Raw genomic sequence first — 11,705 nt, 5'->3', positions numbered from 1 at the left:
CGCCACCCGCTACGACAAGACCGCCGAAAGCTTCCTTGGCTTCATCGATATCACGTCGATCCGCCTCTGGCTCCGCCATTTGTCAACATGACCTAGAAAAAGCACACAAGGATGCCCGAGATATCAAGAAGGACGAAGCAGACAAAAGAGTGGGCTGCCTGATAATAGCACCTCGAGAGGAACCGAGAAATCCTGATAATTTCGTCTCGCATCTTGACGAAATCTGTAAAGAAGCAGAGATTTCATTCCGGATAGGCAGCGAGAAGAACCCTGTATGGCTAGCATTTAAAATCGTTTCTTAACTGATCGGTTTCTATAAACACATATAGGCAGAGATAAGATGACTACACATTCACAACCAACAACCTGAAGCCCCCGACTGGACGCCCCCGCCCCTCGCCGCTAAGCATGTCGCGGATCGCAGCGGGACAATGACTTATGACCGATACCTTGATGATGCTGGCCGCCGGGTTCTTCGGCGGCATGCTGAACGCCGTCGCCGGAGGCGGCACCTTCATCACCTTTCCCGCCCTTGTCGCCAGCGGCGTGCCGGTGGTCATGGCCAATGCGACCAGCACCGTGGCCGCCCTGCCCGGCTATCTGGCCGCAGCCGTGGGCTTTCGCCATGACATTGCCCGGATCGAGCGGCGGCTGGTCACCCGCCTGACGCTGTGGACGCTGGCCGGGGGCACGGTCGGCTCCTGCCTGCTGCTTGTCTCGTCTAACAAGGCATTCGCGGTGCTGGTGCCGTTCCTGCTGCTGGCGGCGACCTCGATCTTCATCTGGGGGGCGCGCGTGCGCGAATGGGCGGCGCAGCATCGCAGCATGGTCGTGCCCTTTGGCGCCGGAACCATGCTGCCGGTCGCGATCTATGGCGGCTATTTCAATGGCGGGCTGGGCATCATCCTGCTGGCGTTGTTCGCGCTATGGGGGATGACCGACCTCAACCAGATGAACGGGCTGAAAAGCTGGCTGTCATTCGCGCTGTCGGTGATTTCCTTTGCGATCTTCGCTGTCGGCGGCCAGGTTGACTGGATGCCGGCCGCGGTGATGAGCATCGGCACCATTCTGGGCGGCTATCTGGGCGCCCCGGTCGCGCGGCGCCTGCCGGTGCGATGGCTTCGGGCATTGATCGCGGCCATCGGCTTTGGCATGACGGCGCTATTCTTCTGGCGGCTGTTCTAGGCCGCGACCAACCCGAAAGGAATCCGAAATGTCCGACATCAAACGCATCGAGACCGGCGCCCGCATGAGCCAGGCCGTGGTCCATAACGGCACCGTCTATCTGGCCGGTCAGGTCGGCAAGCCCGGCGCCTCGGTGACCGAGCAGACGCGCGAGGTTCTGGCCCAGATCGACCGGCTGCTGGCCGAATGCGGCTCGGACAAGACCCGCATCCTGTCGGCGCAGATCTGGCTCGCGAGCATGGGCGATTTCGCCGAGATGAACGCGGTCTGGGACGGCTGGGCACCGCAGGGCCACACCCCCGCCCGCGCCACCGGCGAATCGGCTCTGGCCACCCCCGACTACAAGGTCGAGATCATCGTGGTCGCGGCGCAGAACTGAGCGCGCCCAGCACGGATCGCGCGGCGCGCAGGCCCGGAGCCTCGCCGCCGCGCCCCAGCCGCTCCATGGTCAGCTCCATCGCGGCGATCTGCGCAGACCGGTCCTCGGGATGCTCAAGCAGGCAGAACAGCGCCTGCGACATCGGACCGGGATCGCAATCCGCGCCCAGAAATTCCGGCACCGCGCGGGTCTCGCTGACCAGATTGACCAGCGTCACCGTATCGGTTTTCAGCATCAGGCGGATGATCAGCCGGCTGAGCGGCGCGACGTCATAGCCGATCACCATCGGCACGTCATTGGCCGCCAGATCCAGACTGACCGTCCCCGAGGCCGCCAGCGCCAGATCGGCGGCGGCGAATGCCGCGCGTTTCTCGTCTGCGTTTTCGACGACGATGGGCGCGGTCGGCCAGCGTTTCGCCATGTCGCGCACCAGCCCCGAGACCCCGCGCACGGTCGGAATGACCACGCGGATCTCGGGCACCCGGTCGCGCAGCCGCATCAAGGCCTCGTCAAAGCGCGGTCCCAGCCGCGAGACCTCGGTCCGGCGCGAACCGGGCAGGCACAGGATCAGCGGCTGGCCGGGCGCGATGCCATGGGTTTCGCGAAACGCCGCCGCCTCGGCCGGGCCGGCGACAGGTTCGGCGACGATAGGATGGCCGACGAAATCGCAGCTCATGCCGGCGGCCTGCATCAGGGGCGGCTCAAAGGGCAGGATCGCCAGCACATGGTCGATGACCTCGGCCATCTTTTTCGCCCGCCCCGCCCGCCATGCCCAAACCGAGGGCGCAACATAATGGATGGTGCGCAGATCAGGGTTCAGCGCCCGCGCCTGACGCGCCACGCGCAGGCAGAAATCGGGGCTGTCGATGGTGATCAGCGCGTCAGGCTTTTCATCGGCGATGGCCTGGGCGGTCTCGGCGATGCGGGCCTTCAAGGCGCGGTATTTCGGCAGTATTTCCCAGATGCCCATCAGCGACAGCTCATCCATGGGAAAGCGGCTGGTCAGGCCCTCGGCCTCCATGGCGGGGCCGCCGACGCCCAGAAACTCGACGCCCGGCACCAGCTGCTTGAGGCCCGCCATCAGCGCAGCGCCCAGATTGTCGCCCGAAGGCTCACCCGCGATCAGAAAGAGCTTCATTCCGTCATCCCTTTTCGCAGTCCGCAAGGAGGAAACGGCCCGGCAGGCAGGGGCGTTCCCGCAATCAGGCCCGAAATCAGGCCCGCGCCCAGAGAAACAGGCCCGCATCGCGCGCGGCAGCGATGGCCGCCTCGCGTTCCAGCAAGATGACGCCGCCCGCCTCCCAGACGATGCCGCCAAGACCCGCCGCCGCGACCTGTGCCACGGTGTCGGGGCCGATGGTCGGCAGGTCGATCCGCCGGTCCTGACCGGGCTTCGGCGCCTTGTAAAGCACGCCCCTGGCACCCTTGGGATCGGGCTTCAGCCTCGAATGCAGGGCGGCGAATTCCAGCATGGCCTGCGTGCCCGGCAGCGCTTCGATGGCAAGACAAAGCCCCTGCGCCACCACCGCGCCCTGACCCACATCCAGCGGGCCGAGCCCCCGGACGATCTGGGCCGCGCGGGCCGCGTCCTTTTGGTCACGGGGGCTGGGTTCGCCCACCAAAATCCCCTCACCCGGCACAAGGTCAGGCAGGATTTCATCGACAGAGCGAACTGTTAGGCCGCTTTCCTCGAAGACGTCGATGACCGCGCGCAGGGCGGCATCATCGCCCGACTGCATGCCCATGACGATGCGCGGCACGATGGCCATGGTGCGGGCGTCGAACAGGTCCGGCTCGATCCGGGGGCGGCGGATGGCACCGGCAAAGACCACCTCGGTCGCGCCCTGATCCAGCAATTCGTCCAGAAACGGCACCAGCCGCTCCAGCCGGAAGGGCTTGGCCGCGACCTGCGGCTTCAGCCCGTCCAGCGCATAGACCAAAGGATCGTCCAGCGCGGCGGCAATGGCGGGGGCAAGGCGGCCCTCGCCGGCGATCAGGGCAATGCGACTCATGGATGGGGCGCCAGAAAGCTGCGGTCCGAGGGGCCAAGGATGAAGTCCAGAACCTCGCTGACCATCGGCCCGTTTTCGCCCTTGGCGAGCTGGCGGGCGGTGTCGCGGAAACTGCCCTGCCCCAGCTTGCCCAGCATGTCGCGCAGCGCGTGGATTTCATCGCGCGAGGTGCCACGGCGTTTCAGCCCGACAAGGTTCAGCCCGTCCAGATGCCCGCGCGGCCCCTGCACGAGGCCAAAGGGGATCACGTCGGCGGTGACCATGGTCACCGCGCCGATCATCGCGCCGCGCCCGATGCGCACCCATTGATGGACGCCCGACAGGCCACCGACGATCACGTCATCTTCCAGCACGCAATGCCCGGCGACCGAGGCATTGTTGACCAGAATCACCCGGTTGCCGATCTGGCAGTCATGGGCGACATGGCTGCCGGCCATGAACAGCCCGTCATCGCCGACGCGGGTGACACCGCCGCCGCCCTCGGTGCCGGGGTTCATGGTGACATATTCGCGGATGCGGTTGCGGGCGCCGATTTCCAGACGCGCGCGTTCGCCCTTGAATTTCAGATCCTGCGGGATCTCGCCGACCGAGGCAAAGGGAAAGACCACGGTCTCGTCGCCGATCACCGTCTCGCCAGCGACGACAACATGGGATTTCAGCACCACGCCCCGCCCCAGCGTGACCTGAGGGCCGACGACGCAGAAGGGGCCGATCTCGCAGCCCTCGCCGATCCGGGCGGCGGGATCGACCACGGCCGAGGGGTGGATGGCGCTCTCAGCCATTTTCGCCCCGGTTCATCATGGCCATGATCTCGGCCTCGGCGGCCAGTTCGCCATCGACGATGGCGCGGCCCTCGAATTTCCAGACCTTGCCGCCGCCGCGCAGGGTCTTGATATGCAGTTCCAGCACATCGCCCGGCACGACCTTGCGGCGGAAACGGCATTTGTCGATGGACATGAAATAGGTGCCCATGCCCTTGTCGGCCAGATCAAGGCTGCAACCGACCAGAACTGCCGAGGCCTGCGCTATCGCCTCGATGATCAGGACGCCCGGCATCACCGGCTCCTGCGGGAAATGGCCCTCGAAATGCGGCTCGTTCGAGGTGACGTTCTTGATCCCGACGCAGCTTTCCATCGGCACGATGTCGCGCACCTTGTCCACCAGCAGGAAAGGGTAGCGATGCGGCAGGATCCGCTTGATCAGCGCCAGATCGGCTTCGGTCGGCGGGATATAGGGGGTCTCGTCGGCGGCCATGCGCGTTCCTCTTGGAGTGTTTTCATTTGCCTAGCAACGGGGCGTCAACTTGGCAAGTTTCGCCGGTCATCGGCAACCTGACACACAGGCGGCGGGGCGCCTAGGCCGCACGACGCGACCAGCCCCGCCCCTCGGCCAGCCAGCCCGCCAATGCCAGCCCCGCGATCAGGACAAGCCATCCCCAGGGCGGCAGGATCGGGCGATGGGTCATGCCGCTGACCGAGGCCGCCTTGCGGGGCGTGATGGCGATCCAGTCGCCGCCGACCCCCTGACCATGCGCCGGACGCCCCTCGCGTACCGTGCGCAGGCGCGGGATGCCATCCGAAAGGTCCAGGACCGCGCCCTGTGTCGCCTCGGCCAACGGACCCAGCGCCGCGCCCGAGGCCACGGTTTCCTCGAATTCGCGGGGGGCGGCGGGGCCAAGGGCGATGACGCGGGTGATCTTGCCATCCGTCAGCCGGTAAAGCCCCGGCCCCGGCGCGATCCAGCGCACCGAGAACCGCCCCGGCCCGGTTTCCGCCAGCGGCAGGGTCACGACCTCGCCATCGGGGCGGGTGATGCGGATGGGGCTGGCACTGCGGTCCATGGTGCGCCGGGTGATGGTGACCGTCAGCCCGCCCGAGACCTCGGCGGTCAGCGCCTCTTCCTCGAGGTCGGGTTCCTTCATCGACCAATGCGCGATGCGGCGCAGCAACTCAAGCTGCGGGCCGCCGCCTTCGAAGCCGCGCCCCCAAAGCCAGACCTGATCCGAGGTCATCAGCGCCACCCGCCCCTTGCCCACGCGGTCAAGGATCAGCAGTGGCGCGTCATTGGCGCCGGTCATCACCACCTGCGCGCCCGGGCTGGGAATGACCTGCGACATGCGCAGCCAGCGTCCCCAGTGATCCCCGCGCCCTTCGCGCGGGGCGCCGGTCAGCCCGGCGGTGACCGGGTGGCGGGCGCCGTCCTCGGTCAGGCGCGGCAGGAACGGCTCGTCATAGATGCGGCCGGTCGGGCGCACGGGCAGGATCGCCCCCAGGGGCGACAGGTTCAGGCTTTCCACCGTCGACATTTCGGGGCCGGCAGCGACCAGCACCGCGCCGCCCTCTTCGACATAGCGGCGGATATTCTCGTAATATTGCGGCAAGAGGATGCCGCGCACCCGGTAGCGGTCAAAGATGATCAGGTCGAAATCGCGAATCCGCTCCATGAACAATTCCTGGGTCGGAAAGGCGATCAGCGACAGCTCGTCCACCGGGACCGCGTCCATCTTGTCCGGCGGGCGCAGGATGGTGAAATGGATCAGATCGACATTCGCATCCGATTTCAGCAGGTTGCGCCATGTTCTTTCACCCGGATGCGGCTCGCCCGAGACCAGCAGCACCCGCAGCCGGTCATGGACGCCCTGAATCTGGATGGCGGCGGAATTGTTGCGGTCGGTCAGCTCGGGCGGGCTGGCCTCGGGCGCGTCAAAGCCGATCGAGACCACGTTCTGCCCGGCATGTTCGGGCACCACCGGCAAATCCAGCGTCACGCCCGCAGGCAGCTCGATGCTGCGCGCATCCTGACCGTCGACCGAGATGTTCAGCCGCGACGGCATCTGCGCGGCCTCGGGCGGGACGGCGCCCTGATCCTCGATCCGGACCCGGATGGTGACGGGCTGACCGATCAGGCCATAGGCCGGGGCCTCTTCGATGACCAGCCGGCGGTCCCAGTCGACGGGCGTTCCGGTCAACAGGACATGGACCGGCGCGGGCGCCGTCGCAGGCAGCGCCGATGCGTCATGCGCCAGCCCGTCGGTCACGGCGACGATACCGGCGATGCGGGTCTGCGGCTCGGCCGCCAGCGCCCGGGTCAGGGCGGTGCCGATCAGCGTGCCATCGGGATCGTCGCCCACGGTCACGCGGCGGATCTCGGTGCCCGGCAGGGCGTTCAGCTGCTGCGTCAGCTCTTCGATGGCGGCGTCGGCCTGTTCGCCGCGGCCCGGCAACGACTGGCTGGCACTGCGATCATCCAGCAGGATCACGATATCGGACAGCATGTTGCGCATGCCGGTTTCCAGCGCCGGCCCGGCCAGCGCCAGCGCCGCCGCAGCCCCGGCCAGCCCGCGCCAGAACCAGCCCCGCAGGCCCCGCCACAGCGACCACAGCATGACCAGAACCGCCAGCACGGCAATCGCGCCGACCAGCGGCCATGGCAGCAAGGGATCAAAGCTCAGCCCGTTCACCGGATCGCCTCCTCTTGCCGCAAGCGGTCAAGCAAGGCCGGGACATGCACCTGATCGGATTTATAGTTTCCGGTCATCACATACATGATCAGGTTGACGCCAAAGCGGTAAGCCATCTCGCGCTGGCGCTCGCCGTCAAGGCTGGAGCCGACGCTGAACATCGGCAGGCCGTTTTCATCCATTGCCCAGGCCTCGGCCCAGGAATTGCCGCCGATCACGACCGGCGAAACCCCGTCATTCAGGCTGCGAAAGGGCACGCCCTCGGCCGCGGCAGCATCCGCCGGCGGGGCCTCGGCCCAGATGTCGCGGCCCTGATAGCGGCCGGGGAAATCCTGCAGCAGGTAAAAGGTCCGGGTCAGCACATGATCACGCGGCACCGGCGCCAGCGGCGGAATATCCAGGGGCGCCGCCAGCCGTTTCAGCGCCGCCGCCCCGTCCGGCCCGCCAAGCCCGGCAATATCGCCGTCGCGGGTGTCAAACAGGATCATCCCGCCCGAGCGCAGGAAATGGTTCAGCCGAACGTAAGCCTGCGGCGAGGGAGAGGGCTGCCCATCCGTCACCGGCCAGTAAAGAAAGGTCAGCAAGGACAGGTCGTCCCGGTCCAGATCAAGGCCGATGGGCTCGCCCGGCTCGACAGTGGTGCGCGCGGCCAGCACCTGCGAGATGCCGCGCAACCCGGCTTCGGAGGTTTCGTCCACCTCGGGGTCGCCGGTCACGACATAGGCCAGCGCCACGTCATCGGCGGCGCGGATCAGGCGCGGGTCGGGCTGTTCCTGCGCCCACACCTGTGCGGCGCCAAGGATCAGGGCCAGAATCAGGAAAATCCGCGTCATGCCAGCCCCCTTTGGCCAATGCCGCGCGCCAGCCATGCGCTGCCCAATGCGTCCAGCGCGAACAGCAGCGCCGCCAGCGCGATCAGCCAGCCGCGCAGGTCCAGCCCCGCCGTCCGCGCCGCCGTTTCCACCCGCGCGCCCGGCCAGTCGGCCAGCGCCAGGGTCCCGCCCGCATTCAGCGCGGCGACCCGTTCACCGGCGCGATAAAGCCCCGCTGGCGCGCCCGGCCCCGCCCCCTTGGTGAAATCACCGGCCGAAACCGGCACCGGGTCCTCGGGGTCCTGCGCGCGGCCAAAGCCGTCCAGCACCTGCTCGGGCGTCCAGAACGTATCCTCGGCGGGGGCGGTGTCGGGCTGCGGGCTGCTGGCGCGGGCAGTCTGGACCAGCCGTTGCAGCATCTCGACGAACAGGCCCGAGATCGCCAGATTGGTCCATTCGGCATTGGCCGAGGTGTGAAACAGCACCATCTGCCCCTGTCCGTAAGGCGCGCGCGTGACCAAGGGCGTGCCGTCGGTCAGTTGCGCCAGCGTCTTTTGCGCAAGATCGGGCGCGGGTTCGGCCAGAAGCTGGGCGCGCACGGTCGCATCAGCCGGCACGTTCAGGCCCGAAAACGGCCCCTCGGCCGGAAAGGGCGTCAGCCCGCGCGGCTCTCCCCAGCTTAGCGCGCCGCCGATGTCGCGCCCGCCTTCGCGCAGCGTGACCGGCAGGAAAGGCTCGTCGCGCAGGTGCTCGGACGCGGCCATGCGCGGCCCGGCAAAGCGGATCAGCAGGCCGCCCTTGTCCAGCCATGCCGCCAGCGCCTCGCTGTCGGGCAGGCCGATCTGATCGACCATGATCACCACATCGGGCGAGGCCTGCAGCACGTCCTCAAGCCCGCCCTCGATCAGGTCGGTGCTGGGGATCAGCGCGCGGCGCAGGTAATGCAGCGGCGAGAGCAGGCGCTGGGTCTCGGTCGCGCGGTCGTCGCCGACCAGCGCCACCTTGCGTCGGCGCAGGCTGTCATCGGCCAGCACGATGGCCCCGGCGCTGCGCTGGCCCTCGATTTCAAAGCGGGTGATGCGGTTGCGCAGTTCCGAGGGCAGCTCGATCTGGATCATGCGGGTGGTGATGCCGGATTCGGTCACGGCCTCGGGTTTGGTGGGGTCAAGGCGGGCCAGTTCGCGCGGCATGCCCTGCGGATCAAGCCCCATGGCCAGCACGGCGGGGGGCGTGCCGGGGCTGGTCGCGCGCAGGTGCAGCGCCGGGCGGTCACCGGGAATCAGTTCCAGCGACAGGCGCGCACTGGTCGGGGGAATGACGGTGACTTCGCCGCGCACGGCCAGCGCCGCAAGCAGGCCGGCACGGCCCGGATGGTCCAGCCCGTCGCTGAGCCAAAGCGTCAAAAGCCCGGATTGCGGAGCCTCGGCCAAGGTTTCGGCCAGGATTTCGGTCCGTGCCTCGGGATAGCGGGTTTCCCATGCGGCGGGGGTCAGGGCGCGCAGCCGGGCCGCGACCTCACCGGCCGGCTGAAAAGGCAGCGTGCCGCTGGCCGTGCCATCCGCGACCAAAAGCGCGGCGGGCTGGCCCTGACCCGAGGCGCGGTCCAGCGCCCGCAGGACGCGGGCCTGACGCTCGGGCCAGTCGGGCGCGGCGGCCCAGCCGGCATCCAGAACGATCAGCAACGGCCCCTGCCCGGCCTGATCGGGCAGCGGCTTCCAGACCGGACCGGCAAAACCCAGGATCAGCGCCGCAATCGCCAGCACCCGCAGCAACAGCAGCCACCACGGCGTGTGCCGCGCCACGGGATGCGCGTCCCTGAGACCCAAAAGCAGCCGCGTGCCGGGAAAGCGCACCAGTTTCGGCGCAGGCGGCATGACCCGCAGGATCAGCCAGATCGCCGGCAGCGCGATCAGTGCACTCAGCAGCCAGGGCGCAAGAAAGCCAAGGGGGCCAAGCGTCAGCATCAGTCCTCCAGCGCCGACCAAAGCCACAAGAGCGCCTGCGCAGGCGACGCCGCCGTGTCATGGGTGCCGAAATGCCAGCTTGCGTTCAGCGCCGCGCGGCCCAGCAATTCGCGCCGCTCGGCCAGCCGCGCGAGATAGGCCTCGCGCAGCCCCCCAGCATCGCGGGTGTCGTGCTTGAGCGCCCCCGAGGCCGAGCGAAACAGCACCGCCCCCGTCCAGGGAAAGCCTTCCTCATCGGGGTCGAGGACCTGCATCAGCGCCCCCCGCACCCCCATCCCCGCCGCGCGGCTCAGATAGTCCAGCACCGGCTGCGGATCGCCCAGAAAATCGTCAAACAGGATCACCCGCTGGCCGGGGCGCAAGGCCTGAGCGGGCGGCGCGTCCTCATCGCCGGCAAGCGGCGGGCGCGTGACCAGCGATTGCGCGATGCGCTCGGCCTGAAAGCGGCCCGGACGCGGCGGATCGCCGGCCAGCGCCACGCGCTCGCCCCCGTCCAAGAGCGCCATCGACAACGCCAGCGCCAGCAGATCGGCGCGTGCGCGTTTGCTGGGGCGGTTCGCGCCGCCGCTGTAATCCATTCCCGCCGCCGCCGAGACCCAGATCGAGGCCGATTGTGGCACCTCGGCCTCGCGGTCGCGGACGAACTGCCCGTCCGAGCGCGCCGAGCGGCGCCAGTCGATGCTGCGCGCGGTATCGCCCGAGGTCGCGGGACGGTATTGCCAGAAATCCTCGCCCGGCCCGGCCCGGCGCTGGCCATGGGCGCCGGCGGTCAGCGCCGCCGCCAGCCGCTCGGCCGAGAGCATCAGCGCGGGCAGCCCGGCTGATGCCGCCTCGGCCCCGGCGCGCAGCTCGACCAGTGTCAGGCTTTTCGGGGCGGTGCTCACGCGGCGGCCTGCATCCGGTCGCCGGTCAGGCGGGCGATGACGCCTTCGATGGTTTCGCCGCGGGCGCGGGCGGCAAAGCTCAGCGCCATGCGGTGGCGCAGGACCGGGGCGGCCATGGCTGCGACATCGTCGAGCGTGGGCGCGAAGCGGCCGTTCAGCGCGGCGCGGGCGCGGGTGACCAGCGTCAGCGCCTGCGCGGCGCGCGGCCCCGGCCCCCAGACCAGCGTGTCGGCCATCCAGCCGGGCGCCTCGGGGGCGCCGGGACGGGCAGCGCGGACCAGATCAAGGATCGCGTTCAGGACCGATTCGCCCACCGGCATGCGCCGGATCAGCGCCTGCGCGGCGATCAGGTTATCGGGGGTGAAAACGGCATGCGCCCGGCCCTGCTCGGTCCCGGTGGTGGCCAGAAGGATCGCGCGTTCGGTGTCGCGGTCGGGATAGCCCACGTCGATCTGCAACAGGAATCGGTCAAGCTGCGCCTCGGGCAAGGGATAGGTGCCCTCCTGCTCGATCGGGTTCTGGGTCGCCAGCACATGGAAGGGCCGGCCCAGCGGGCGGTGTTCGCCGCCGATGGTGACCTCGGCCTCCTGCATGGCCTGCAAGAGCGCCGATTGCGTGCGCGGGCTGGCGCGGTTGATTTCGTCAGCCATCAGCAGCTGGGTGAAGACCGGGCCTTCGATGAAACGAAATGCCCGGCTGCCATCGGGGCGGATGTCCAGCACCTCGGAGCCGAGGATATCGGCGGGCATCAGGTCGGGGGTGAACTGGATGCGCGCGGTATCGAGCCCCAGCACCGTGGCCAGCGTATCGACCAGCATGGTCTTGCCCAAGCCCGGCTGACCGACCAGCAGCGCATGCCCCCCCGACAGGATCGCCGCCAGAACCTGCTCGACCACCGCATGCTGGCCGACAAAGCGGCGCTCGACGCTGGCGCGCGCCTCGGCCAGACGCGCGGTCAGAACCTGCACATCGGTTACCAGTTTGTGATCCTCGGCCATGACAACGCCCC

Annotated in this window: 11 protein-coding genes and 1 pseudogene; 3 read left to right on the top strand and 9 right to left on the bottom strand. The window is 68.4% G+C overall.

What is annotated here, in order from left to right:
- The 3 genes and pseudogenes from DFP89_RS15730 to DFP89_RS15720 form a co-directional block, all read left to right on the top strand.
- Positions 1–91: pseudogene (locus tag DFP89_RS15730) on the top strand (IS5/IS1182 family transposase); the annotation flags it as partial.
- A gap of 347 nt (positions 92–438) precedes the next feature.
- On the top strand, positions 439–1,185 hold the full coding sequence (locus DFP89_RS15725) for a sulfite exporter TauE/SafE family protein (protein ID WP_114350340.1): 747 nt from the start codon (positions 439–441) through the stop codon (positions 1,183–1,185).
- A 28-nt stretch (positions 1,186–1,213) separates the two neighbouring features.
- Positions 1,214–1,564 carry a RidA family protein gene (locus DFP89_RS15720; protein WP_114350339.1) on the top strand — a complete coding sequence of 117 codons (351 nt, stop codon included), beginning with the start codon at positions 1,214–1,216 and terminating at the stop codon, positions 1,562–1,564.
- Here the strand turns inward: DFP89_RS15720 and lpxB are convergent.
- From lpxB to DFP89_RS15680, 9 genes are all read right to left on the bottom strand, one after another.
- The gene (gene lpxB / locus DFP89_RS15715; RefSeq protein ID WP_114350338.1) at positions 1,539–2,702 is read right to left on the bottom strand and encodes a lipid-A-disaccharide synthase; all 1,164 of its coding nucleotides are present in this window, start codon (positions 2,700–2,702) and stop codon (positions 1,539–1,541) included. The genes DFP89_RS15720 and lpxB overlap by 26 nt on opposite strands.
- A gap of 76 nt (positions 2,703–2,778) precedes the next feature.
- Positions 2,779–3,576: an LpxI family protein gene (locus DFP89_RS15710; RefSeq protein ID WP_114350337.1), complete on the bottom strand. Its 798-nt coding sequence runs from the start codon at positions 3,574–3,576 to the stop codon at positions 2,779–2,781.
- Complete coding sequence (gene lpxA / locus DFP89_RS15705) at positions 3,573–4,358, bottom strand: acyl-ACP--UDP-N-acetylglucosamine O-acyltransferase (RefSeq protein WP_114350336.1); 786 nt, start codon at positions 4,356–4,358, stop codon at positions 3,573–3,575. Before lpxA ends, DFP89_RS15710 begins: the two co-directional genes overlap by 4 nt.
- Positions 4,351–4,830: a 3-hydroxyacyl-ACP dehydratase FabZ gene (gene fabZ / locus DFP89_RS15700; protein WP_114350335.1), complete on the bottom strand. Its 480-nt coding sequence runs from the start codon at positions 4,828–4,830 to the stop codon at positions 4,351–4,353. Before fabZ ends, lpxA begins: the two co-directional genes overlap by 8 nt.
- A gap of 100 nt (positions 4,831–4,930) precedes the next feature.
- Entirely contained in the window at positions 4,931–7,036 is a 2,106-nt protein-coding gene (locus tag DFP89_RS15695; protein ID WP_114350334.1) for a hypothetical protein, read from the bottom strand.
- The gene (locus DFP89_RS21100) at positions 7,033–7,869 is read right to left on the bottom strand and encodes a DUF4159 domain-containing protein (protein WP_342770951.1); all 837 of its coding nucleotides are present in this window, start codon (positions 7,867–7,869) and stop codon (positions 7,033–7,035) included. Before DFP89_RS21100 ends, DFP89_RS15695 begins: the two co-directional genes overlap by 4 nt.
- The gene (locus DFP89_RS15690; protein ID WP_342770950.1) at positions 7,866–9,812 is read right to left on the bottom strand and encodes a BatA domain-containing protein; all 1,947 of its coding nucleotides are present in this window, start codon (positions 9,810–9,812) and stop codon (positions 7,866–7,868) included. The genes DFP89_RS21100 and DFP89_RS15690 overlap by 4 nt, the downstream gene beginning before the upstream one ends.
- Positions 9,812–10,696 carry a DUF58 domain-containing protein gene (locus tag DFP89_RS15685; RefSeq protein ID WP_245948802.1) on the bottom strand — a complete coding sequence of 295 codons (885 nt, stop codon included), beginning with the start codon at positions 10,694–10,696 and terminating at the stop codon, positions 9,812–9,814. The genes DFP89_RS15690 and DFP89_RS15685 overlap by 1 nt, the downstream gene beginning before the upstream one ends.
- Positions 10,693–11,694, bottom strand: coding sequence for an AAA family ATPase (locus DFP89_RS15680; RefSeq protein ID WP_114350333.1), 1,002 nt, complete (start codon positions 11,692–11,694; stop codon positions 10,693–10,695). The genes DFP89_RS15685 and DFP89_RS15680 overlap by 4 nt, the downstream gene beginning before the upstream one ends.
- Positions 11,695–11,705 lie beyond the last annotated feature (11 nt).

Source organism: Paracoccus lutimaris (assembly GCF_003337565.1).
GTDB lineage: Bacteria > Pseudomonadota > Alphaproteobacteria > Rhodobacterales > Rhodobacteraceae > Paracoccus > Paracoccus lutimaris.
Note: the sequence above shows the minus strand (reverse complement) of the source record. Positions and strands in the feature narration are given on the sequence as shown.